22 protein-coding genes and 1 riboswitch are annotated in these 23,755 nt (G+C 65.4%); of the genes, 7 read left to right on the forward strand and 15 right to left on the reverse strand.

The genetic code is table 11. The features are described 5' to 3' along the window. Nucleotides 1-7: 7 nt before the first annotated feature. The 7 genes from ACO054_RS10720 to ACO054_RS10750 form a co-directional block, all read right to left on the reverse strand. Nucleotides 8-1,219 carry an efflux RND transporter periplasmic adaptor subunit gene (locus ACO054_RS10720; protein WP_421706567.1) on the reverse strand — a complete coding sequence of 404 codons (1,212 nt, stop codon included), beginning with the start codon at nt 1,217-1,219 and terminating at the stop codon, nt 8-10. A 255-nt stretch (nt 1,220-1,474) separates the two neighbouring features. Continuing rightward, nucleotides 1,475-1,750, reverse strand: coding sequence for a TMEM165/GDT1 family protein (locus tag ACO054_RS10725; RefSeq protein ID WP_421706568.1), 276 nt, complete (start codon nt 1,748-1,750; stop codon nt 1,475-1,477). Between the two features lie 18 nt (nt 1,751-1,768). Continuing rightward, nucleotides 1,769-1,953: riboswitch (yybP-ykoY riboswitch) on the reverse strand. Nucleotides 1,954-2,098: 145 nt separating this feature from the next. Beyond that, the gene (locus tag ACO054_RS10730; RefSeq protein ID WP_421706569.1) at nt 2,099-3,112 is read right to left on the reverse strand and encodes a cytochrome d ubiquinol oxidase subunit II; all 1,014 of its coding nucleotides are present in this window, start codon (nt 3,110-3,112) and stop codon (nt 2,099-2,101) included. 5 nt (nt 3,113-3,117) lie between these two features. Then, the gene (locus ACO054_RS10735; RefSeq protein WP_421706570.1) at nt 3,118-4,479 is read right to left on the reverse strand and encodes a cytochrome ubiquinol oxidase subunit I; all 1,362 of its coding nucleotides are present in this window, start codon (nt 4,477-4,479) and stop codon (nt 3,118-3,120) included. A 10-nt stretch (nt 4,480-4,489) separates the two neighbouring features. Further along, nucleotides 4,490-5,095 (reverse strand): GbsR/MarR family transcriptional regulator, encoded by a 606-nt coding sequence (locus ACO054_RS10740; protein ID WP_421706571.1) that lies wholly within the window; start codon nt 5,093-5,095, stop codon nt 4,490-4,492. A gap of 261 nt (nt 5,096-5,356) precedes the next feature. Next, nucleotides 5,357-5,500, reverse strand: a complete 144-nt coding sequence (locus ACO054_RS10745) for a hypothetical protein (RefSeq protein WP_421706572.1) — start codon at nt 5,498-5,500, stop codon at nt 5,357-5,359. A 172-nt stretch (nt 5,501-5,672) separates the two neighbouring features. Next, complete coding sequence (locus tag ACO054_RS10750) at nt 5,673-6,113, reverse strand: DUF1127 domain-containing protein (RefSeq protein ID WP_421706573.1); 441 nt, start codon at nt 6,111-6,113, stop codon at nt 5,673-5,675. Between the two features lie 183 nt (nt 6,114-6,296). Here ACO054_RS10750 and gcvA point away from each other — a divergent pair, with 183 nt between their 5' ends. The 6 genes from gcvA to ACO054_RS10780 all read left to right on the forward strand — a co-directional run bounded on the left by gcvA (nt 6,297) and on the right by ACO054_RS10780 (nt 12,543). Then, a complete protein-coding gene (gene gcvA, locus ACO054_RS10755; protein ID WP_421706574.1) occupies nt 6,297-7,232 on the forward strand; it encodes a transcriptional regulator GcvA in 936 nt (311 codons plus the stop codon). Between the two features lie 24 nt (nt 7,233-7,256). Further along, nucleotides 7,257-8,465, forward strand: a complete 1,209-nt coding sequence (locus tag ACO054_RS10760; protein WP_421706575.1) for a winged helix-turn-helix domain-containing protein — start codon at nt 7,257-7,259, stop codon at nt 8,463-8,465. A 95-nt stretch (nt 8,466-8,560) separates the two neighbouring features. Beyond that, nucleotides 8,561-9,346 (forward strand): SDR family NAD(P)-dependent oxidoreductase, encoded by a 786-nt coding sequence (locus ACO054_RS10765; RefSeq protein ID WP_421706576.1) that lies wholly within the window; start codon nt 8,561-8,563, stop codon nt 9,344-9,346. Nucleotides 9,347-9,398: 52 nt separating this feature from the next. After that, the gene (locus ACO054_RS10770) at nt 9,399-10,307 is read left to right on the forward strand and encodes a helix-turn-helix domain-containing protein (protein ID WP_421706577.1); all 909 of its coding nucleotides are present in this window, start codon (nt 9,399-9,401) and stop codon (nt 10,305-10,307) included. Between the two features lie 47 nt (nt 10,308-10,354). Next, complete coding sequence (locus ACO054_RS10775; protein ID WP_421706578.1) at nt 10,355-11,080, forward strand: alanyl-tRNA editing protein; 726 nt, start codon at nt 10,355-10,357, stop codon at nt 11,078-11,080. A gap of 242 nt (nt 11,081-11,322) precedes the next feature. After that, nucleotides 11,323-12,543 (forward strand): O-antigen ligase family protein, encoded by a 1,221-nt coding sequence (locus ACO054_RS10780; protein WP_421706579.1) that lies wholly within the window; start codon nt 11,323-11,325, stop codon nt 12,541-12,543. On the opposite strand, the gene ACO054_RS10785 is transcribed toward ACO054_RS10780, so the two are convergent. From ACO054_RS10785 to ACO054_RS10810, 6 genes are all read right to left on the reverse strand, one after another. Then, nucleotides 12,540-13,688, reverse strand: coding sequence for a trans-sulfuration enzyme family protein (locus tag ACO054_RS10785; RefSeq protein ID WP_421706580.1), 1,149 nt, complete (start codon nt 13,686-13,688; stop codon nt 12,540-12,542). The genes ACO054_RS10780 and ACO054_RS10785 overlap by 4 nt on opposite strands. Nucleotides 13,689-13,691: 3 nt before the next feature. After that, entirely contained in the window at nt 13,692-15,290 is a 1,599-nt protein-coding gene (locus tag ACO054_RS10790) for a rhodanese-like domain-containing protein (RefSeq protein ID WP_421706581.1), read from the reverse strand. Between the two features lie 12 nt (nt 15,291-15,302). After that, a complete protein-coding gene (locus ACO054_RS10795) occupies nt 15,303-15,893 on the reverse strand; it encodes a hypothetical protein (protein ID WP_421706582.1) in 591 nt (196 codons plus the stop codon). A 46-nt stretch (nt 15,894-15,939) separates the two neighbouring features. Continuing rightward, on the reverse strand, nt 15,940-17,478 hold the full coding sequence (locus ACO054_RS10800; RefSeq protein WP_421706583.1) for a tripartite tricarboxylate transporter permease: 1,539 nt from the start codon (nt 17,476-17,478) through the stop codon (nt 15,940-15,942). 26 nt (nt 17,479-17,504) lie between these two features. Then, entirely contained in the window at nt 17,505-17,942 is a 438-nt protein-coding gene (locus tag ACO054_RS10805) for a tripartite tricarboxylate transporter TctB family protein (RefSeq protein ID WP_421706584.1), read from the reverse strand. A gap of 124 nt (nt 17,943-18,066) precedes the next feature. Continuing rightward, entirely contained in the window at nt 18,067-19,020 is a 954-nt protein-coding gene (locus tag ACO054_RS10810) for a tripartite tricarboxylate transporter substrate binding protein (protein WP_421706585.1), read from the reverse strand. A gap of 219 nt (nt 19,021-19,239) precedes the next feature. Here ACO054_RS10810 and ACO054_RS10815 point away from each other — a divergent pair, with 219 nt between their 5' ends. Next, the gene (locus ACO054_RS10815) at nt 19,240-20,106 is read left to right on the forward strand and encodes a LysR substrate-binding domain-containing protein (protein ID WP_421706586.1); all 867 of its coding nucleotides are present in this window, start codon (nt 19,240-19,242) and stop codon (nt 20,104-20,106) included. Between the two features lie 70 nt (nt 20,107-20,176). On the opposite strand, the gene ACO054_RS10820 is transcribed toward ACO054_RS10815, so the two are convergent. Both ACO054_RS10820 and ACO054_RS10825 read right to left on the reverse strand, forming a co-directional pair. Further along, the gene (locus ACO054_RS10820; RefSeq protein WP_421706587.1) at nt 20,177-22,690 is read right to left on the reverse strand and encodes a TonB-dependent receptor domain-containing protein; all 2,514 of its coding nucleotides are present in this window, start codon (nt 22,688-22,690) and stop codon (nt 20,177-20,179) included. 72 nt (nt 22,691-22,762) lie between these two features. After that, nucleotides 22,763-23,731: a FecR family protein gene (locus tag ACO054_RS10825; RefSeq protein WP_421710354.1), complete on the reverse strand. Its 969-nt coding sequence runs from the start codon at nt 23,729-23,731 to the stop codon at nt 22,763-22,765. Nucleotides 23,732-23,755: the final 24 nt, after the last annotated feature.

Here is a 23,755-nt window from a genome sequence, read left to right on the forward strand (position 1 = left end):
CGCCGGCCTACTCGGCCACCGGCGGCAACTCAACCGGCTGCGGCGTGATCGTCACGCCGGGCCGCACCCTGATCAGTCCGTTCACGACAATCGTCTCTTCTCCGGTCAGGCCCTCGCGGATGACCCGGTAGCCGTCGATGCGAGGCCCGGGCCGGACCTCGCGCGGCGAGACCACGTCATTCTCCCCGACGACGTAAACGATCCGGCGATTCTGATCGCTGGCGATGGCTTCGTCCGGCAGCAGGATGCCTTCGTAGGGCAGCGACCCTGGCACGGAGACCACGCCGAAGAGGCCGGGTTGCAGAACCAGACCCGGGTTCGGCACGACGGCGCGCACACGCACGGTTCCGCTGTCCGGATCGACGCGGTTTTCTGCAAAGTTGAGGCGCCCGGTCACCGGATCCTCGCGGCTGTCGGAGAGACGAACCGTCACCTCCAGCCCGCCGCCGCCCTCCTGAAGATTGACGCCGCGCTCGCGGGCGTCGCGCGAGTAGGCCAGGAAGGAGCGTTCGTCGATGTCGAAATAGAAGTAGATCGGGTCGGTGCTGACGATCGAGGTCAGGATCGTGTCGTTTTCCTCGACCAGATTTCCTTCGGAAATGTAGTTGTTGTCGATGCGCCCGCTCAAAGGCGCTTCGATCTGGGTGTAGTCGAGATCCAGGCGCGCCCGCTCCAGCGCGGCCTCCGCCGCGGCCACTCGGGCCTGCGCTCCCAGAAAACTCTCGCGCCGCTCGTCGACGGCCTGCTGGGAGATGTTGCCGCGGGCAACAAGCTGCTCGGCACGGGCAAGGTCCGACCGGGTAAAGTTCAGTTCGGCCTGGGCGCTGTCGAGTTCCGCCTGCGCCTGCCCGAGCGCCGTTTCGAAGGGACGCGGATCGATGGTGAAGAGCAGATCGCCCTGCTGCACGATCTGCCCATCCTCGAACAGGATGGTTTCCAGATAACCCCCGACGCGGGCGCGGACCTCGACCTCGCTGATCGCCTCAAAGCGGCCTACGAACTCATCATCTTCGACGACCTGCTTGACGACCGGCTGCGAGACGCTGACCTGGGGCGGCGGCGGCGCGCTCGGCGCGTTGGCTTCGGCCTGTTCATCGTCGCAACCGGCGAGCGCCAGAGCCGCCGCCGTCAGAACGGCCGCGGACAGAACTTTCGAGGCGCGGTAACGGATCGTTCCTGTCGACCCGCGAAATCGGCCAGCCCACGTCGTGCAGGTCATACGCATATTCCCAATCATCTGGATGCGACGGCGGGTGCCGGAGCGACCGACCGTCACGATCTTTCGTCTAGCGCCATGATTACGGTCGGACTGTGAGTTACGTCACAAGCCTTTGATCCGCAGGCGGCACGGGCGAGAAACATCCACTACGCAGAATAGTTTAGCCCAGAACCGCTTCTCTTTGTCAGTTGTTTTCGGACAGCCAATTCAAAACGTCATAATTCGCAAACAGACATTCGGCGGGATTATTCGATTTCACTGTTTACTGTATTCGATCAAGAGAAGGAGCCCGATCGCGATGAACCCGCAGCCCGCGATCAGCTTCAGAGGTAGCATCGCAAGATGGCGCTCGGCCAGGTTGCCGAACAGGACGGCTACCGCAGTCGAGACGACGAGCGCGACGCTAGCCGAGGCGAAAACCAGAAGCGGCGGATGACGCTCGTCGGACGAGAAAAGAAGCGTCGCCATCTGGGTCTTGTCGCCAAGTTCCGCGAGAAAGACCGTCGCGAAAACCAACAGAAAGGTGCTCATGAAGCATCTCTGAGGGGGGAGCCGGTCGCGATACCGATGGCAAAGGACGCAGCCCGGTCCCCCGTGACCGCCGCGCCTTCGCCATAGGTCTCGCCAAACCGGTATCGGCCATGCGCACCACGGCGCCGGTCCAACGACCTTTGCCGAGTTTGTTGACGCGCATCCCCTGTGAGGTGGGGCGGCTACTCCCCTACGGAGCGTGTCTCTGATCGCATAACGCGAAGGATGACGCAAGAGGCTCGCGCCGGCGACCGATCCGGCACGGGATCTCTTTAAACGAACGCAGCTCTGCGTGTCCGCTCTAAACCTAACAATTTGAGTATCATTAACACCTTAGGTGGAATCGTTCTAATCGTAGGTGAGGTCGCGCGCCTTGCCGCGAAAGATCCAGTAGGAGAGGAGGGAGTACCCCAGGATAACAGGCAGGACGAACAGCGTTCCGACCAGAATGATGAGCAGGCTTTCCGGGGCGCTAGCCGCCTCGTAGATCGTGAGCTGCTCGGGAACGACATAGGGATAGAAGGAATAGGCGAGACCGGCGAAGGCCAGAACGAACAGAACCATGGCTGCGGCGACGGGCGCCCAGCTGAAGAGATCGTCGCGGGCCGGCAGGTGACGCAGCCCCAGCCAAAGCCCCACGACGATAGCGCCGGACAGCAGCGGCAAGGGGGCCAGCAGCAGTAGCTCAGGCATGGCGAACCACTTGTCGAAGATGCGCGGGCTGACCAGCGGCGAGGCCAGCGAGACGGCGAGGATTCCAAGCACGACGAACAGAAGCAGACGTTGGGCCCAGGCCACCGCCTTGCGCTGCAGCGCGCCTTCGGTTCTCCAGATCAGCCAGCAGGCCCCGATGAAGCCGTAGCCAGCGGCCAGACAGATGGCCGCGAGGCAGGCGAAGAGAACGGTTCCGACCGTCTGCTCCAGCCCCATGATATAGAGACCGAGCATGTAGCCCTGCGCCAAGGCCGTCATCAGCGAACCGGCGAAGAAGTTTGCGTTCCAGAGGGACTTGCGTTCCGCCCGCACCTTGGCGCGAAACTCGAAAGAGACCCCGCGCAGGATCAGCCCGACCAGCATGATCACGACGGGAACGTAGAGCGTGGAAAGGATCTGGCCGTGCGCCATTGGAAAGGCGACGAGCAGCAATCCCACCGCCAGAACCAGCCAGGTCTCGTTGGCGTCCCAGAAAGGCCCAATGGAGGCGATCATCCGATCCTTCTCTTCGGGAGTCGCCAGGGTGCAGAGCAGCCCAACGCCCAAGTCGTAGCCGTCGAGAATGACGTAGACGAGGATCGAGATGCCCATCAGGACCGCAAAGACGATGGGCAGCCAGACGGTCGGTTCGCCGAAGAGGGTCAACATCTCACCTACTCCGCCGCGACGGTCGTCAAGCGGCCGGCAGGGTCGGCCGAGGGTCCGAGCCCCTCGCCCCGGGCCGCTTTTCGCGAGAGGTGCAGCAGCACGCCGATATAGGCGGCCAGCAGCAGACCGTAGATCGCGAGGTAGAGGGTCAGCGACCCGGCGATCACCGGAGCCGGAACCGACGAGATGGCATCGGAGGTCCGCAGAACGCCGGTGACTAGCCAGGGCTGCCGTCCGATCTCCGTCACGTACCAACCCGCGAGCGTTGCGACCCAGCCCGAGAAGGTCATGGCGACGAGACCGCGCGCCAGCCAAGGATGCGGCTGACGGCCGCCGCGCGTGAGCCAGACTCCGGCCCAGGAGACAACCAGCATCAGCAGGCCGATGCCGACCATCACGCGAAAGGCGAAGAACACGGGTGCGACCGGCGGATGCTCGCCAACATAGTCGTTCAAGCCCGGGACCACTCCGTCAGGGTCGTGCTTCAAAATGAGACTCGCGCCATAGGGAATACCGATCTCGAAGCGGTTCTCCCGCGCATCTTCGTCTGGCCACGCGAAGAGCAGCAGAGGCACGCCCGACTGCGTTTCCCAGTTCCCCTCCATGGCCGCCACCTTCTGCGGCTGATGCTCGAGCGTATTGAGACCATGCAGATCGCCGACGAAAATCTGAACCGGGATCAGCAGGGCAGCCATCACCAGTCCCGTGCGCAGCACCGCCCGCAGGCCGGCCGAGCGGTCGCCCAGCAGCCAGCGGAAGGCGGAAAGACCGGTGATGAGGAAGGCCACGGTCAGCCCGGAGGCCAGCAGCATGTGAGTCAGGCGATAGGGAAAGGAAGGCGTGAAGATGATCGCCATCCAGTCGGTCGCATGCGCCACGCCGTCCCGCAGCTCGAAGCCGTCAGGCGTATGCATCCAAGAGTTCAAAGCCAGGATCCAGAAGGCCGACATGGTCGTACCGAAGGCGACCAGGAAGGTCGCGAGCGTGTGCAGCCAGTTGGGAACGCGGCGGGTACCGAACAGCATGATGCCGATGAAGACCGCCTCCAGAAAGAAGGCGGTGATAACCTCGTAGGCCAGCAGCGGCCCGGCGATGTTGCCCACGCGCTCCATGAAGCCCGGCCAGTTCGTGCCGAACTGGAAGGACATGGTAATGCCGGAGACGACCCCCATCGCGAAGGAGAGCGCGAAGACCTTCACCCAGAAGCGATAGGCCTCCATCCACTTCTCGTCGCCGCTACGCTGATAGGCGAGCTTGAAGCCCAGCAGGACCCAACCCAGCGCGATGGTGATGGTGGGGAAGAGAATGTGAAACGAGATGTTGGCCGCGAACTGTATGCGCGCCAGGATCACGGGATCGAGGTCCATCGAAGGTCTCCTAACTCGCGCCGCTTTGCCGGTCGTCCGGTACTTCCTCGCCGGTCGCTGCGCTCTTGCGCCCCGGTAGCAGGGTCAAGCGGTCCTTCATTTCCAAAATCTTCTGAACTCGCGCGCCGAGGCTCAACAGCTGCACTAGGCGTTCGGTTTCCAGGCGCTGCATGTCGCCGTACCAGCGGGTCAGCAATTCGATCAGGTCATGCATCTCGCGCATGCGTGCCTGGGCGTGCCGCTCCTCGGGTGACATCGGCTCGGCCAGCAGCGTCTCGCGCAGCAGCGACAGCGTCGGATCGATTTCCCGCTTCTTGCGTTCCTCGACCAGCGTGCGGACGATCTGCCAAAGGTCGTCCGGGGTGGTGAAGTAGTCGCGCCGGTCATCCGGCAGGTGCTTCAACTGAACCAGATTCCAGGCCTGGAGTTCCTTCAGCCCGATCGAGACGTTGGACCGGGAGAAGCCCAGCTTCTCGACGATCTGATCCGCACAGAGCGGCTCGGCCGATACGAAGAGCAGAGCGTAGATCTGGCCGACCGTTCGGTTGATGCCCCAGCGGCTACCCATTTCACCGAAGTGGAGCACGAAGGTCTGGATCAGGGGCGGCAGATTCATGGCGAGGCGCCAGCGCTTTTTTGAATTTCAGAAATTTCTGAAATCAATGTAGCCGCAGGTAGGCAAACGACAAGGCTTGGAATGCGTCCAAACTGCGGCGGCCTGCCGCAGACGCGCAGCAGTTAGGGAAAAGCGGTCGAAACCCGTTCCAGATCGCCGCAGATGCTCCGGTGCCCTGGTATTTGGGGCGCCCTGGTATTTGGGAAGGATAGCTTGGAGAGGATGTCGCAGCTCTAGCGCACGTGGTAGCCCTTGACGCCGTCAGTACTGGAGCCGGACGGAGATGCCGTGTTCCAAACGAATCACATTCTCCTTGATCGCGTTGGGGTCGGCGACCGCCCCTTGCCCGAGGCCGACGGCGACCTGCTCTTCTTCGTCGTGGTGTGGGCGTTCAATGCCAGGCACCTCCTGCCAAGCATGGAACAGTCTATGGGCCAGACCGATAAGCGGCGGGCGGCTGTCCTACCCCGAAACGACAAAGATGGCAGCGGTCCAGGCCACACCGTCGAGCGAGCGGAGCGGACCTGTCGGTGCCGCCCCGCCACGCTCCAGACGTCTCAAACACCACCGGGCAGTCTTAACCGCCACAAGGCGCCGGTCCGCGCTGCTTCGCGACCAGTTGCCCCTGACGCAAGGCGCGCCCGACCGCCAGGGCGGTGCCGCGCGAAAACCAGGCGGGCGGAGCCCAGCTGGTCTCAGGGCGCGGCTGTCCCCCCTTCTCTCCTGGCCGCAGCTCGATCAGGTCGCCGGCGACACGATGGATTTCGCTCCGGTCGACCCCGATGTCCGAGAGGGCGCGGTCGCTCATCAGCCGCAGCTCCCGCACCGCCCCCGCCTGTGCGCGGCGGCGTGCGCCGGCCGCGGACCAGGCACGAAAGCCTTGGCTCACGGTCCGACTCAGCGCGCCAAGTGCCCGCCAAGCGTTCGCGGAACCTGCTTCGCTCGCCGCTTTCAATCTCTGATTTGCTTTGGGATCGGAGATAAGCCAGACCATTTGGAAAAGCATAGATGCCTCCATTACAATATTTGCCGACAGATATTCAGTTGACCGCGAGGTAGAACTGATATTTCTCTATGACCTCGCTTGGATCACTCCACGATAACTTGCTAGGTTTGAGCGCGAGCGACAAACGAGTATTCTTTCGTCGCCGCGATAGAAAACCTCACCCACCCGCGAACAGATTTCAGCGACGGCACCGCCATGGCCCGACGTCTTCTCCCCCTCAACGGCCTGCGGGCCTTCGAAGCTTCGGCGCGCAGCCTCAGCTTCAAGGCCGCTGCCGAGGAACTGCATGTCACGCCGGCGGCGATCAGCCACCAGGTGAAGGCGCTGGAGGACATGATCGGGCAGAAGCTGTTCCGGCGGCTGACCCGGCAACTGGTTCTGACCGAGGCAGCGCAACTGGCCCTGCCCGACCTTCAGAAAGGCTTCGAGCATCTCGCCCGCGCCTCCCGGCAACTGGAATCGGAGGCGGACGACGGCGTCCTGACCATCAGCGTGGCGCCCTCCTTCGGTGCCAAGTGGCTGGTGCCGCGTCTCGTTAGCTTCCAGGAGGCGCATCCGGAGATCGAGGTGCGGGTGTCCGGCGCCGATCACCTGGTGGACTTCGATGCCGAAGACGTCGACGCCGGCGTACGCTTCGGGCGCGGTACCTACGACGGACTTCACGTCGAGAAGCTCTTCGCGGTCTCCGTCGTGCCGGTCTGCGCCCCCGCATTGCTAGAGGGAGATCCGCCGCTGCGCGATCCCTGCGACCTCAAGCGTCACACGCTGCTGCACTACTCGGCTTTCTTCCTGCCGAACGAGGCCTCTCCGGCCTGGAGCATGTGGGTCAAGGCCGCCGGTCTGGAGGGCATCGACCCCAGCCGGGGCCCCAAGTTCAACTCCTATGCTCTGCTGGCGGAAGCGGCCCTAGCCGGCCAGGGGATCGCACTGATCGACGAGTCCGTGGTCGACGCGGAGATCGCGTCGGGCCGGCTGGTGCGGCTGTTCTGCGATCAGGACTTCATGGCCCGGCAGTTCAGCTACTACCTGGTCTATCCGCTCAACCGGCCGCGCAGTCGCAAGATTGAGCTCTTCAGCAGCTGGATCCTGGAGGAGGCACGACGCTTCCGCTGCGGCGAGCCGGCAGATTGATCCAGGCAGGCTGATCCAGGCGACATGACTCTGCAGATTTCGAACAGTACAGCCCGCCGGCTTTTTCTCGAACGTCACGGACTGTCCGACCCGCCGGGCGGGCGGCTAAGCGGTCCGGCCCTGCTGGCGCTGGTCCAGAAGCTGGGCTTCATCCAGGTCGACAGCATCCGGACGGTGGAACGCGCCCATCATATGATTCTCTTCACGCGGCGCAGCGGCTACCGGCCGGCGCAGCTCAGCCGTCTGCTGGAGCGCGAGCGCAGTCTGTTCGAGAACTGGACCCACGATGCGGCTGTGATTCCCACCGACTTCTACCCGGTTTGGCAGAGGCGTTTCGAACGCGAGGCGGTCACGTTCGCCCAACGCTGGCAACGCTGGCGAGGCGACGGCTTCCTGCGCAAGCTGGATGAGGTGCTGGAGCACGTGGACCGCCATGGTCCGGTGCGCGCCGCCCATCTGCGGGAGGAGGACCACGGCAGTGGCCAGGGCTGGTGGGATTGGGCGCCCTCCAAGACCGCGCTGGAATACCTCTGGCGCACTGGACGGCTGGCGGTGACGCGCCGGGAGGGCTTTCAGAAAGTCTACGATCTGGTGGAGAAGGTGATCCCGGAGGCTCAGCGCGACCCGGCAATCGTGCCGGACCAGGCGGGCCTGATCGACTGGGCCTGCCGCAGCGCCCTGGACCGGCTGGGCTTCGCCACGGCGGGCGAACTGGCGCGCTTCTGGGACGGCATCACGCCCGCCGAGGCCTCCACCTGGTGCCGAGCGCAAGGCGACAGCCTGCGCAGCGTCGAGATCGAGGACGCGGGCAAGGGCCGCCCGCGCCAGGCCTACGCCTGGGCCGATATCGAAGAGCGCCTGTCCGACACGCCACCGCCGCCCGGCCGCTTGCGCGTGCTCAGCCCCTTCGACCCGCTGCTGCGCGACCGGCAGCGGACGGAACGGCTGTTCGGCTTTTCCTTCCGGATCGAGGTCTTCGTACCGGCCGCGCAACGCCGCTTCGGCTACTACGTCTTTCCGCTACTGGAGGGCGACCGCTTGGTCGGGCGGCTCGACATGAAGGCGGATCGCGAGCGCGACGCTCTGGTCGTTTCCGCTGTCTGGCCCGAGGGGCGCCTGCGCCTGAGCGGTCCACGCCTCAGAAAGCTGGAGGCAGAGTTGGATCGCCTGGGGCGCTTTGCCGGCTGCGCCGATCTCCGCTTCGAAAACGGCTGGCAGCGGCCGCCTGCCTGATCGCGGAAACGGGCAGCGGCGGCGCAATTCTGACCAAGACAGCCCCTCCAGCCTTCGCCTTAGTTAGCTTTCGGGCTGGCAGGGGAGAGCGCTTTTTGGCAGCAGAGGGAAGCGGTCGCAGAAACTTCGCAGGCAGGCGTGTTCTGATCACCGGCGGCACATCGGGCATCGGGCGGGCCTCCGCGCTCGCCTTCGCCGCAGCGGGCGCAAGCGTCATCATCGCCGGCCGCAACCGCGACCGCGGGCTCGAGGTGGCCGCCGAGGCGAGGCGGCAGGGCGGTGAGTGCCATTTCCTGCCTTGCGACCTAAACAAAACCGGGGCGGCCGAAGCTCTGGTGGCTAAGGCCGCGGCCCGGCTCGGCGGCCTCGACATCGCCTTCAACAACGCTGGCACCCAGGAACGGCGCAAGGCGTTGGCCGAACAGCCGGACGAGGTCTTCGACCAGGTTTTCACGGTCAATGTGAAGGCGTTGTTTCAGGCCATGAAGGCCGAGTTGTCAGTCATGCTGCCTCGCGCCCCTCAGGCGAACAGCGCCGTGATCGTCAACAACGCCTCGGTCAGCGGCCTGCGCAACGCCAACCCCGGCTTCGCCCTCTACAGCGCCTCCAAGGCCGCCGTCATCTCCCTAACCCGGTCGGCGGCCATGGAGTATGCGAGCGAGGGCGTGCGCATCAACGCCATCTCGCCCGGCCGTGTCACAACGCCGATGATGCTCGACTCCGGCGTGGCCGATCCGGAGACCATCGCGCAGAGCCTGCCGATCAAACGCATGGGCCGGCCGGAGGAGGTGGCGGAGGCCCTGCTCTGGCTGGCATCGGACGCAGCCTCCTTTGTCGTCGGACAAAACCTCTGCGTCGACGGCGGCTTCCTGGCCGCCTGAGCTTCATCTCCATCGATCGCGCATGTTATTCTAACGCTACTGGGATAGAGCGATGGCGGATGGACAGTTGGACGACGCGGCGCCAGGCAACCGGACAGACTACTGGCGCAGCCGCCGGCTGCCGCGCCTGCGGCTGATGCAGGCGGCGCTGACGGACCACAGCTATCCGACACACAGCCACGACGCTTTCGTGATCGCCGCGACCGAGGCTGGCGGTTCCACCTTCTACAGCCGCGGCGCCCATCAAACCGCCCGGCCGGAACGACTGCTGGTCTTCAATCCCCAGGAACCCCATGCCGGCCATCTGAACCACAGTCCCGGCTGGCGCTATCGCGCCTTCTATCTGGGCGAGGAGGCGCTGAAGGATCTCGGCGTCGAAACCGAAAGCACCGATCTGGGCGCCGACGGGGGCGCCGACGGGGGCATCGACCTGGGCTTCGCGCACAACGCCATCGACGACCCCGCTCTCGTCCGTGCGTTTCTCGCCTTGCACCGGCGCCTCGACCGCTGCGACCCGCTGCTGGCCGACGAGCTAATGCAGCAAAGCTTCGGCGTTCTGTTCCGGAACCACGGCCGAGCGGGCCGCGCCGATCCGGAGGAGGCCCTGGACGACCGCCGTCTCGCTCGCGCGCTGGAGCTGATGCGCGCGCGCCACGGCGAACCTCTGCTGCTGAAGTCCCTGGCCCAGGAAGTCGGTTTGACACCCTTTCAACTCATCCGCCGCTTCAGGAAACGGCTCGGCATGACGCCGCATGCGCGCCTTCTCCAGTTTCGTCTGGAGGCCGCTGCACGCGCGATGCGCCAGGGCGCCGCGCCCTCACTGGCCGCCGTCGAGGCCGGTTTCTATGACCAAAGCGCCCTCACCCGCAGTTTCAAACGGGCCTTCGGCGTGACGCCGGGTCAATTCGCCCGCGCCGAACGGCGCAATTCCTACCAAGACCCAAAAACCGTCGACACCTAGCCTCGGTCACCCAAACTTTGGGACCCCAGACTTCGGGAGGCCAGGCGATGCGCTACTTCTGCCAAGACAATCCGACCGTCCTTGCCCACGAGACCGAGGTGATCGAGCAGCGTGGACCGAAGGTTCTGCTCGCCGAGCCCCCCTTCTATCCCGGCGGGGGCGGACAGCTTCCAGATCTCGGCCGGCTGCGCTGGGCCGAGGGAGAGGTGGCGGTCATCGGGTTCCAGGAGATGGCCGGACGGCTTTGGCTTGAGCTGGCGGAAGCGGCGGCCCTGCCCCGGCGGCTGGAAGCGCGGGTCGACCAAGACTTCCGCCGCAAACAAACGCAGCTTCACAGCGATCTGCATATCGTGAACGCCCTGGTCTTTAGACACTTCAACGGAGCCCTGGTGACCGGCGCCCAGATCAACGCCGACGGCACGGCGCGCGTCGACTTCGACGTTCCGGGGGCGGACTCGGCCGCTCTGCGTGCTCTGGAGCCAGAGATCAACAAGATCATACGGCAGGACCTGCCGATCCGCAGCGAACGGATTCCCGTCAGCCAAGCACGCCGGGAACCGGGACTGCTGCGCTCGCTGTCCGTCGACCCGCCGGTCGATCCGGACGGCAGCCTGCGGGTGATCGAGATCGTCGGTCTGGACCGCCAAGCCTGCGGTGGAACGCATCTCGAGTCCACCGGTCAGTCGGCACCCGTGCGGATCGCCAAGATCGACAACAAGGGCCGCAGGAACCGCCGTGTCCGGATCGCCTTGGCGGCCGAAGGCGAAGACTGACCGTACCCGGCTGAGGTCGCGAGCGAAGCTGCGCCGCCGGACATCGGAGACGCGAAAGCAGTTCATCCTCGGCCCACCACAGCCCGACTCGCACTTTTCCCACTGGTGCCCGGCCTAGGATCGAAGGTAGTGAACTGCCTCGCGCCGCCATCCGCCGACCGGCGACGATGGTGGCTGTCCAATCTCGCTAGAGAGCAGGAGGTGCCCGCAGGGCGACCCTGCTCCGGAACTCGACTGCGCCTGTGACCGACTCTCCGCCCCATCCTGACCCGTCATCACCCGGCCCGCTGTCGATTTGGCGCGGCCGCCTGGCGGACCTTCGCGACCGGGCGGAACTGATCGCTCTTCTGGTTCTGCTCGCCGGCTTTACATTTCTCTCGACCGCCATGCATCGCTGGATCTTCTACGCGCTGGGGATCGTCGTTCTTCTGCGCCTCGCGGCGCTTCGTCGCTCAGTCGATCTGCTGCGGACACGTCCGCTGTTTCTCGCCTGCATCGCCTTTATCGCCTACGGCCTGCTGTCGGTGCTCTGGAGCCCCGTTCTAGAGCCGAAGGAGGTCGGCGAGGCCGGTCTCGCTGCCGTCACGCTGCTCGTCCTGCTGGCAATGGGAGCTCAGGTCGCCAAGGCCGAAGCGGAGGCTCCCTTCGGGATCGAAGGGGTTCTGGTGCTCTTCGCCCTGATTTGCGGGGCAGCTTGCGCCGGCTATTTGCTTTACCACCATGTCACCTTCGAAGACCCGACCTTGGACTACTGGCGCGTCGGCGGCTTCGGACAGGTCAAGAATCCGATCCTCCTGGCCTTCGTCGCCAGTGCTGCCCTGGTGGCTGCGCTGGCCCTGCGTGGCGAGCTGCGCCGTCTGGCGGGCTGGGCTGCCCCCCCGCTCCTGATCGCTCTGCTCCTCGCGACCGTGATCGCCACCGAGAGCCGAGGTCCGCTGGTGGCGCTGTTCGGAAGTGTCGGGCTGTTGCTGCTGCTCGAGCGGCGCTGGCGCACGCTCGCAGTTCTGGCCGCGGCCCTGATCCTGCTCGCCGCAGCCATCGCCGCCGGCGCGCTCGACGAAGTCTACCGGATCGGTAGCGCAGACAACATGAGGTTCGCCATCTGGGAGGCGGCGCTGGAGCGGATCGCGGCACGGCCCTGGTTTGGCTACGGCGCACTCTACGAACCGGATCTCGCGGGCTTCAGGGCCACGCACTCGCTTTACCTCGGCGCCTTGCTCTACGGCGGGGTCGTCGGCGCCCTTTTGCTCGCGGCGGTCGTTGCCCTGACCCTGCTCGTCGGCCTGCGCGCCGCTCAGGACCCGGCGGCCCGCGCGCTCACTGCGATCTTCGCCCTCGGCCTCGTCGGCGGTCTTTTCGAGTTTCATGCCCTTTTCAAGGAACTGGATCCGGAGTGGCTGCTCTTCTGGATCCCGCTCGCGCTGCTGCTCGGCCGCGAGGCCGTGCAACACCATCGCAGCTAGACGTCGCCGAAGCTCCGCGCCAAGTCCTCGATCAGGTCGTCCACATGCTCCAGGCCGGCATGGAAGCGCGCTGCGGGTCCCGCCGGCAGGTCGTAGCTGTGAAGGCGGTCGTGCAGGGGCGAGATCGGCAGGACGACGCTTTCGAAGCCGCCCCAGGACGCACCGATGGCGAAGTGCTCCAGCCGGTTCAGAAAGGGGGTCAGCGCGAACCCTTCCCGGAAGACCACGGAGAAGAGGCCGTTGCAGCCTTCGGCATCCCGCGCCCAGAGGTCGGCGCCGGGGTGCGACGGCAGCCCGGGATGCAGCACGGCAGAGACCTCCGGGCGGCGGCTGAACCACTCCACCAGCGCGAAGGCATTCTCCTGATGTCGCTCAAGTCGCAGGTTCAGGGTTCGCAGGCCGCGCAGCGTCGCATAGGCCTCGTCAGGTGCCAGCGTCTGTCCCGTCGCGATTGCCTCCGCCCGCAAGGTGGCCGCGGCCGGCCCGCGCGCTGCCGCCGCACCCATCATGACGTCGGCATGGCCGCCCAGATACTTCGTGCCCGCGACGACCGAGACGTCGCAGCCGAGCTGGAGCGGCCGATAGAGCCAGCCGGACCCGTAGGTGTTGTCGGCGATGACCGTCAGCCCCCGCTCGCGCGTCCAACGCGTCAGGCCCGGCAGATCCATCACTTCGAAGGTCTGGGACCCAGGTGATTCGACCACGACGGCCTTGGTCTCCGGGCGGATCCAGGGGCTCAGGTCGGTGGCGTGCCAAGGGAAGTAATCGACCGAAACCCCGTTGCGGCGTAGAAGACCGTCGCAGAGTTTTCGCGTCACATGGAAGACCGTGTCGACCACCAGCAGGTGATCGCCCGAACCGACGAAGGCGGAAAGACTGCAGGCAAGCGCGGCCACCCCGGTCGGGAAGAGATAAGCCGCCTCGCCGCCCTCGAGATCGGCCACGGCCGCCATCAGCGTGTGGGCGGTCGTCGTACCCCGGCGCCCGTAGGAGAGAACGCTGTCGTCTTCCTCCCGCCGGGCCTTGGTGTCGGTATAGCTTTCGACCGTCCGATGCAGGATCGTCGAAGCCCGCACGACGGGCGGATTGGCCGGACCCGGCAGAGCCGGGCGGCCGTAGTGCAGAAGCTTGGTTTCCCGGCGCACGCTTCAGACGGTCTCCACGCGTTTGACCCGCTTGGGATCGAGTACCGACCGCTCCTGCTCGTCGAGCTGATCCAGCAACCCCAGCTCCCAGGCCAGATACTGGCGCGAGGCCTCGAAGTTTCCGTCGTGCCGGTCGTGGACGAAGAAGAGGTGGTCGATGCAATCCTCCTGGCTCGGGACATCGGCCGTCTGGGCCAGCGTCAGTCCCGCCGCCTGCCAGGATGCCGGCGTGCCCTGCACCGAGTCCAGACGCGCGCATCCAAGGGCCGCGAGGTCCTTGATCACCCCGGCGATCAGCGGTCGCGAGCGGCCGGTCACGATGATCGGAGTCGCCGTCGGCAAATCCAAGCAGTTCAGGCGGGCGCGGGTCACCCAGCGCGCACCCTCGATATGCCCTTTGCGGTAGTCGAGCCCGCGCGACGCATCCAACAGGACCGCACCGGAGGCAACGACGGCCGGCAGATCGCTCAGGGCGAGCGTATCGCCCGCCCCCTCGGGGCCGTCTTCCGGGCCGCTCGCGGTTCCCTGGGAAGCATCCTCCTCCAGGACCCAGACCCGATGCCCCATACCGCTGAGCCAGAGCGCGGTGGTGGCCGCACGCAGGCGCGTGTCGTCGCTCAGCACGATGCGGGCATTGCGAACCGCGACCTTCTCGTCCGTCGCCTGCACAAGCTGCCCTCCAGGCGCCAGACGTGCGCCGGGAAGATGCGCTTGCTCGTATTCCTCCTGCGTGCGGACATCGAAGAGATAAGTCGTCGAACGCTCGTCGGCCTGCCACTGCGCGAGCGTGGCGGCATCGACGGTCGCGAGTCCGTAGTCGCGGATCAAGGCCTTCCCCCGCCGCCGGGTTTCGGCAAGTGCGTCGGCGCCCAACGTCGGGAGCGGTTGCGGCGCCCGTCCGTGATCCAACTCGAAACCCGCCAAGCGCCAGCCCTGCGTCCCGTTGCGCAATGCGAAAACCGGGTTGGCGACGCCGCACTCCTGCAGCGTCTGCGCGCCGATGATCGAGCGCGTCCGGCCAGCGCAGTTGACCACCACGGGCGTCTGCGAGTCCGGCACGAGTCCCTTAAGCCGATAGGCCAACTCCGCGTTGGGACAGGAGCGCGCGCCCGGAAGCGACATCTTGCGAAACTCGCTCGGCGACCGCCCGTCGAGAACGATGACGGACTCGCCCCGCTCCTGAAGAGTCTTCAACTCCTCGGCCGAGATCGAGGGTGTCCCGAGCTCATGCTCGACCAACTCGCCGAAGCTCTTGGAAGGCACGTTGACCCCCTTGAAGAGCGTGAAACCGGCGGCCGTCCAGGCCGGGGCACCACCCGCCAGCACCTGAAGGTTGTCATAGCCCCGGCCCTCCAAGAGAGCCGCCGCCGTCTCGGCGACGCCGTCGCCGTCGTCGAAGAGAATGCAGCGGACTGACCGGCAGGGCAGTAAAGCCTCGGCCCGCGTCTCCAAAAGACTGTAGGGAAGGTTCACCGAGAAGAAGGGGTGCCCCTCCCCGTACTGCCCATGTTCCCGCACGTCGATGAAAGCGATCTCGCCGCCGTCCGTAAGCTGCGGCTTCACGGTCTCCGCCGAGACGTACTTTACCGAACCGTATCTCATAAGTTCACCGCCTCAGGTTTTGGTCTTTACGCCGATGTCCATGATCCTGCAGGTACCGGCTTCGAGATCGAAGGCCACCCGCTCTGTCAGCGTCTCCAGCGGACGCCCGTAGAAGTGCAGATGACGGATAGGTCTCTCGCCCTTGATCTCGACGCTGTGAATGTCGTCGGGCATCAGGGCAAGGGCGTTGCCGGGCTTCAGCTCGATCACCTCGCGGGCGCGCAGCTGCGCCTTGCCGACGATAGAGCCATCATCGAGACGCTCGTAGACCGTATTGTGCTCGGCCCCTTCGACAGCGGCGATGCAGGCCCAAGTCGTGTGATTGTGCGGCGGGATCTTCTTGCCCGGCCGCATCACGTTGAGATAGAGCGACAGGCCCTCGTCGGAGTCCTGGGCAATGAGAAAGCGGTTCTGCTGCTCGCCCTCCGGCGGAGCCGGGTAGTCGGCCTCGTTCCACAGCTCCGTCTTCTGCGACAGCGCGTGCAGATGGTCCTTGATGGCACTCAGCTTCTCGCGCGTCGGCGGGTGCTGTTGCAGCAGCGCGCGGGTTTTCGCGAGCAACTCGTCGGTCAGCGTTCGGCGTCTGTCGGTCTCTGTGCTCATGAAACGTCTCTCGCTTCGGCAATGAAGGTCAGGGTGGAGGCAAGCTTCAGCTTGCGGCGGTCTGGCTTCTTTGGCGCCACCAGCTCCGCATGGCCAGTAGCCAGAAGACCAGGGATGCCAGGATCATGGCAGCGCTGATGGGGTGGTTCACCGGATCGACGAAGACCAGCCAGTCGCCGCCGGAGATCGACAGCGCGTTGGCAAGGGAGCTTTCCAATTGCGGCCCCAGGACGAGCCCTAGGATGGCCGGGCCGAGGGGGATATCCGCGAGACGCATGAAGAAGGCGACGATGCCGGCCGAGAGGGCGACCCAGATGTTGAAGCTGTTGGCCCCGTCGGCGTAGGCGCCGAGCAGACATAGCAGAGCGATCACACCGACCATTGCTTCCTTCGGGATCGCAAAGATCCAGCGCGAGATACCCCGGATGACCAGGAAGGCGGCGGGCCAGAGCAGCAGATTGGCGATCAGGAAGGCCACGATGATCATCCAGGCGATGTCGCCGTGCTGGGTGAAGAGCAGAGGCCCGGGGACCATGCCGTGGATGGCCAGCGCGCCGATGAAGAGTGCGGAGGTGGAGTTGCCTGGGATGCCCAGGGACAGCAGGGGCACCATCGAACTGGCCGTGACGGAGCTGTTGGCCGCCTCCGGCGCCGCGATCCCTTCCGGCGCCCCCTCGCCCCAATCCCGTTCGCCAGGCTTGCCGGCAAAGCGACGGGCGAAGCGGCGCGCAGCCTGATCGTAGGAGATGAAGATGGCCATCAGCATGCCGGCCCCGGGCAGCACGCCGATCAGATTGCCCACCGTGGCGCTGACGGACCAGACCGGAACCAGACGTTTGACGAGACCGCGCGCGAGGCGAAGGGAGCCGATCGGCGGCAGGCCGCTGACACCCCTGCCGCTCCGTCGTTCCCGCCTGATATCGACCAGCAGATCGAACATGGCGGCGACCCCGAACAAGCCAACCAGCAGCGGCACGAAGGGAATGCCCTCGATCAGGTTGACGTTGCCGAAGGTGTAGCGCGGAAAGCCGGTCACCAGGCTGAAGCCGACCGTGGCGACCAGAAGCCCGATGAGGGCGGAGACGATCCCCTTGACGACGTTGGCCGACAGCAGACCAACCACGCTCGAGAGTCCCAAAACCACCAGCGCGAAGTTCTCCACGTAGCCGAAACGCAAGGCGGCCATCGCCAGGGCCGGCGCGAAGACGAGCAGCACCAGAGAGCTGGCGATGCCCCCGAAAACGGATGAGGTCACCGCGATGGAGAGCGCCCTCCCGGCCCCGCCCTGGCGCGCCATCGCATTGCCGTCGACCGCCGTCAACAGCGCCGAGGCGGTGCCGGGCACCTTGATCATGATGGCGGGGATTGCGCCGCCCGCCGCCGCGGCGCAGTAGACACCCACCATCAGGGCCAGCGCCTGTTCCGGCGGCATGGCGAAGGAGAAGGGAATGAAGACCGCGAAGGCGATGTTGTCGTTGATACCCGGGATGGAGCCGACGATCAGCCCCGCGAAGACGCCGATCGCCAGGGTGAACACGACGCTCGGCACGAAGAGCGTGGAGAACCCGAGGGCGATCACGTCCATAACGGCAGTTCCATTCCCACGACTCTCTACAGCAGGCCGGGGATGCGGGAGTCGGGCAGCGGCACCTCCAGCAGCAGCCCGAAGAGACCGTAGGCCACCGCCGTAATCAGCAGCGCGTAGCCCAGAATGCGCAGGCCGCCGCGAACGCCGCCGAGCCAGAGCAAGGCGACCTGCATCAGCAACGTCGGCAGCAGGAAGCCGAGGCCGAAGCCGAGCGCCGCCGCCCAGGCGGCGATCACCGCGGCGGCGGGAAGCGCGGCCCGCAGCGCATCGGCCATCGGCAGATCGCGCTTGCTCTTCAGCAGCCCCACGACGGCGATACCGGCACCGGACAGCGCCAGCAGTCCGGCCAGGATCGTCGGGTAGGTCGCGGAGCGGGCGTCGAAGCCCTGCGCCTCCCAAGCCGCCCAGAGACCGAAGCCGCAGAGCAGCGCGCCGATCCAGACATCGTTTTGCAGTCTCATGCGATTCGACATCTCAAAGAACTTTCCGGCGACGGCGCCGCCGCGACCGCCCTCGGACATCACCGCGCTTCAGCGGTCCCGAGGGCGGTCGGCAGGTGTGCCGGCGCGCGGCGAAGCCGGACGCCTACTGCCCCAACCCGCTGTCCTCGATGATCGTCGTGGTCAGGACCGCGTAGTCGTCGACGATCTGCTGAAAGCCAGCCGCATCGCGGAAGACGGGCTTGAAGCCGGCGCCGGACATCTTCTCACGGTAGGCCGGCGTGTCGTTCACGGTTTTCAGCAGGTCGGACAGCTTGGCGACGACCGCGTCCGGCGTCCCCTTCGGCACCGACCAGCCCCGGAAGGTCGCCCAGATTTTGATGTCGATACCGGCTTCCTGATAAGTGGGCACGTCGGGAAAGCTTTCGTCGCGGGCATCGGAGGCGATCGCCAGCAGACGCACGCCGCCTGCGTTGGCCTGGTTTGCGGCCTCGCCCAGCGGCCAGAGCGCCCCGTCGGCATGCCCGCCGAGCACGGCCTGCAACTGCTGACCGAAGCCCTTGGTGGGAACGTAGTTGAACTGGGCGTCCGTCACCTGCTGGATGGCGAGGCCGCCCATGTGGTGCGAGGTCCCGATCCCGGCGATCACGATGTTCAACGGCGCCTGCTCAGCGGCCGCGATGAACTGCTCGGCTGTCTCGAAGGGCGAGTCCGCCGGAACCACGATGACGCTGGGGTCGAGATTGTAGAGCCCGACGGGGAGGAAGTCCTCGACGGAGTAGGCGGCGCCCTTGAGCTTAGGGTTGGTCACCACAGAGCTGGTCATCGCCAATACGGTGTAGCCGTCCGGCGCTGCCTGGGACGCCACGGTCTGCCCCACCACCCCGCCGCCGCCGGCGCGGTTGACCACGTTGAACTCCGCGCCCTCCAGCAGGCTGTTGGCAGTCTCCACGATGATCCGCGAGGTCGTGTCGACGCCGCCGCCCGGCGCGAAGGGGACGATCAGGTCGATATCCTGTGTCGGAAAGTCGTCGGCGGAGGCGACCCCCACCGCACCGATCATCAAGCTTGCTGCGACGAGCGCCGTAAATGTCTTCACCTGTCTTCCTCCCGTTAAGCCTCCCTCGCTCACTAACTCGAAAGCCCGGCCCTCCGGCCGAATGCGGCTCTGCAGGGTGTCCGTGGCACAGGTGTCCATGGCGAGGACACAGAAACGCTAGCAGTTATGTTTCATTAGCAATAATTAGAAGAAATTGGATATATATTAGTAACAATGATGCCTTACCCTAACCTTCAACCTCAGGATGGACCAACCGGCGTGCCCCATGATGTCCAGGTGAGCCACCTCAAGACCCTGATCGCCATCGCCGAAGAAAGCAGCTTCGAAGCCGCAGCGACACGGGTCGGGCGCACTCAGTCGGCCATCACCCAGCAGATGCAGAAGCTGGAAGAGAGAGTCGGAAAGCCCCTGTTCCGCACGGTCGGGCGGCGCCGGGAGCTGACCTCCGCCGGTCGCACCCTGGTGACCTACGGCCGCGAGATCGTCTCACTCGTCAACCATGCCCTAACCGCAACGGATCGCGCGACGGAGACCGGCGTCGTGACCATCGGCGCGCCGCAGGAGGTGGCCGAGGAACTGCTGCCGGGGATCCTCTCCGGCTTCGCGCAGGACTGGCCCCATGTCCGCGTCACGATCCACGTCGGCCGCAGTCCGGCCCTGATGTCGATGCTCGGCGAAGGACGCCTCGACGTGACGCTCTCTACGCGAAGGTCGGACAGCTACGAGGGCGCACTGGTCGCCACCCGGCCCGCACTCTGGATCGCAGGCGTTGGCTACCGGCACGATCCGAAGATGCCACTTCCGCTGATCCTGGCCGACGAGCCCAGCATGTTTCGCCGAATCGCCCTGGCCGCTCTCGACCTGAGCGGCATCTCCTCCGTCGAGCGCTTCACCGCGCCCGATCTCGCGGGTGTGCGCCTCTGCGTTTCGGCCGGGCTGGGCGTCACCGTCCGGACGGAGAGTTCCTTCTTCGCGAAGACGCGTATTCTCGGCGAGGAAGAGGGCCTGCCCCCGCTCCCGGACGTGAACTACTACGCCTACCTCTCCCCCACGACGACCTCGCCGGCCGCCCGCGCGCTCTACAACGCCATTCGGGATACCGAGATCCGGGCAACCACCGTTTAAGCGAGTCTCATGCGCGAGTGTCTTGAGCCTGTTCTACAGGACCCGCACAGCCGACCAACCGGGCCGAAGATCAAAACTGGAGCTGCCCGATGATCCCGAAGGTGCGTGGCGGACCGACAGTCGACAGAACCGTGCCGCGTTCTTCGACATACTCCTTGTCGAAGAGATTGTCGGCATAGAGGAAGACGTTGAAGGTGTCGCCTTCGAAACCGGCGCGTGCGTTGACCAGAAACCGGGAGTCAGAGCGCAGAGATGAGGTGTTTTGGGCATCGGCGAAGGAGCCAGAAGTGTAGCTGACGTCGGCGCCAAGATAGGGACCGCCATCGAAGTAGTAGGTCCCTCCGACCGATCCGGTCCACCTGGGGGCGTTTCTGAATTCGTTGCCGGCAAGCTGCACGCCGTTCGATACGAAGTCTCTGAATTCGGTTCGGTTGTATCCGACCGAGGCGAAGAGATCGAGATTGTCGAACGGGACCGCTCGCACGTCGAGTTCGGCACCGTAACTTTGAGACGACCCTGCGTTCTCCGTTTGGAAGTCGAACATCTGGTTGCTCAACTCCACGACCAGCTGCTGGTCTTTGTATCCGACGAAGTACGCGTTTGCATTGATTGTCAGACGATTGTCGAGCCACTGCGAGCGAAAAGCCAGCTCGTAGTTGTTCGTGAATTCGGGGTCGAATGTGAACTGCTCCCGCCTCGCCGAGTTGAAGCCCGCACCTCCGGCTCGGTAGCCGCGTTGATAGGTGAACCCCAGACTGACATCGTCCGTGAACTCGTAGACGATGCCCGCCTTCGGCAGAAAGGCGTCGAAGCTGGTCGATGTCGACACCGTTGGATCGTCTTGCAGAAGGGGGGCTAAGGCCGGATCGTTGGTGGAGCGTACCGTGACGTTTTCCGTCTCTCTGCTTTCATTGTCGTAGCGGAGGCCGGCGATCAGCCGAACACTGTCGACGACTTCGAAATCGACCTCGCCGAACAAGGCCCAGTTTCGGACGGTGAAACGGCCAGAGGTGGAAGAGGTTTGCGTCGAACCCGGTGTGAGCAAAGGTTGCAGGGCCGGCGGCGCGAAGACGCTCGACAGAACGACCAGCTCGTCGACGTTTTCTTCCTCGATACGGGTAAAAAAACCTCCCACAACAGCCTGCGTGCGCTCGGTATCGTAGATGACCCGCACTTCCTGAGAGACGGACTCGCCCTCGATGTCGTCGTCGAAGGTGGCGATGGACGCCGGCCCCCCGTCAGGATCGAAGCTGAAGAGAAAATCCCGGTCGGCGTACACAGTCTCGTTCTCGAAAGAGAGAGTGTCCGACAGCGCGTAGCCAAAGCGCAGATTTGCCGAGCGATACTCGGCCTCCTCCCTGGTCTGGGCATCTCTGTCGTCGAGCCGATCCGGCAGGAAGTCGTTGTCGCTTACCGGGAAGCCGTCGAAACTGTCGACGTAGCTGAGCTTCAGAACACTCCAGAGATCGTCGCTAGGATCGAACCGCAGGGACGCACGCACCGTCCGATTGTCGGTACGCCCCTCGTCGTCATCACCCGTCGTGACGTTTTCGACGAATCCGTCCGTTCTGTTGATTTCTCCGGACAAACGGACTGCGAGCCTGTCCTGAACGATCGGTTGATTCAACGCGACGGCCGCTTGACGGGTTTCGTAGTTTCCAAGGCCGCCGCGCAGCTTGTATTCCCGATCGTAGGTCGGATCCTTCGAGCGCACGACCACCGCGCCCGCCAAGGCATTGCGCCCGCTTTGCGTCGACTGCGGGCCGCGCAGTATCTCCACCTGCTCCAGGTCCCATGTGGGAAGAAAGGTAGTGTTGATCCGACCGAAATCTGTGATGCGCAGGCCATCGACGCTGGTGCTGATGGTCGGCGTGGCCGGACCGTTCGCGTCGACTCCGCGCTCGTCGACGCCGCGAATCACGAAACCGACGCCGCGTGCGCTGGTCGAAACTCCGGCGGTTCGCTCGGCAACGGATCGCAGGCTGGTATCGCTGCGGGCCTCAAGTTCCTCACCGGTGATCACGACGACGCTGCTCTGCGTGTCCTGAGCCGTTCGCGCCAACAGCTCGCCTTCGACGGAGATCGGCGCCAGCCGCACTGGCCCGCCGTCCGTCGCATCGTCCGTGCCGTCGTCGGCAGATGCCAGCGTCACCGTCGTGGGCGTGACGAAGCTGTAGACGAGCGGCGTGTCCGCAAGGAGACCCTGCAGAGCCGCTTCTGGCGTCAACTCACCGCTGACCCCCGGGGAGGACAGATCGCGCGCGATCGAAGCATCGAAGAGCAACTGCAGATCCGCCGCCTCGGAGAAGGCGACCAAGGCAGATATCAGAGACTGCGCCGGAATGTCGAAACGCTGTTCGACAACCGGAGCAGCCTCTTGCGCCGTCGCGTCGTCAGGCACGAAGGCCCCGACCGACGCCATCAGGCTGAGAAGGGTCAGCCACCGTCGCGCCAAACGGCGGCCGTTTCCCGTCCCCAGCCCGCCGAAGGTCTCCTGCCAGTCCCGCTTCTCCTCTTCATGCCACCGCCTGTCACCGCGCATGCAGTTGCCGAACATGACTCCCCCAATAGTAATGCGACGCATTCGCGCCCCTCGCGTCTATGACGAGCGAGCAGTCGAATGTTGGGAGGTGACAGGACTTTTTTTTCGGGAGGCTTACGTCGCCGGGCCGATCAGCACCAGCAGACCCGTCAGGCGGCGTACCCTCACAGGCAGGGTCGCGGCGATGATGTCCAACATCGCATCAGCCTCCCGAACGTCGACGACGGCGGTAACGGGCAGGGTCGCGATGCCTTGGTCCAGGATCAGGACTCGGCCGCCCCGATAGCGTTCCAGATCCGCGACCACGTCGCTCAAGGGGGCATCGTGAAACACCAGCCGACCGCGACGCCACGCCAAGGCGGCCCCGAGGTCGGCCGGTGAGACCGGACCGAACCCCGCGACGCCGTAGCTGACCTGCCGTTCGCTGGGCACCTCGACCGCCACGCCTGCGGCGGCTGCCACGGCCACTGCGTGCTCGGCCACGGCGATCTGAACGGCATCCGGCATTAGCTTGACGTTGAAGGCCGTGCCGAGCGCTTTGGCTCGCACGCCCCGCGCCGTAACCATGAAGGGGCGCTGTGTATCAGGCGCCACGGTGAAGAAGGCCTCGCCAGCAGTCAGAGACAGCTTCCGCTCCCCCGCCGTATAGGACACGGTCAGCGCCGAGGCGCCGCCCAGCTCCACCGACGAGCCGTCGGCCAACGCGACCGTCCGGCGCTCACCTGCAGCTGTGGCGTAGTCGGACAGGAGGTCGTGGCGCAGAAAGGTGTAGCCCCCGGCCATTGCCAGCAGCCCGCCCGCCGCGACAGCTCCGAGCCAGCGGCGGCGGCTCCAGCCGCGATCCTTGTCGGCCAGCGGAGGCATAGCCCGGGTGTCGGTACGCCGGGCGCGGATCGCCGGTTCGATCACCCCGGCCCGCGACCAGACATGCTGGGCCCGCGTCCAGGCGGCCCGGTGCGACGGTCCACGCGCCAGCCAAGCCGCGAAGGCGGCGCGGTCGGCGTCCTTCGCCGCATCGTCGTTAAGCACGACCAGCCAGCGCAACGCCTGCTCAGTCAGCGCATCCTGGCGATCCTGATCCATTTCGCTCACGCAGCCGGACACCCT

The sequence above is a fragment of the Algihabitans sp. genome, assembly GCF_965226985.1.
In the GTDB taxonomy this organism is placed as follows: Bacteria; Pseudomonadota; Alphaproteobacteria; order Kiloniellales; family DSM-21159; genus Algihabitans.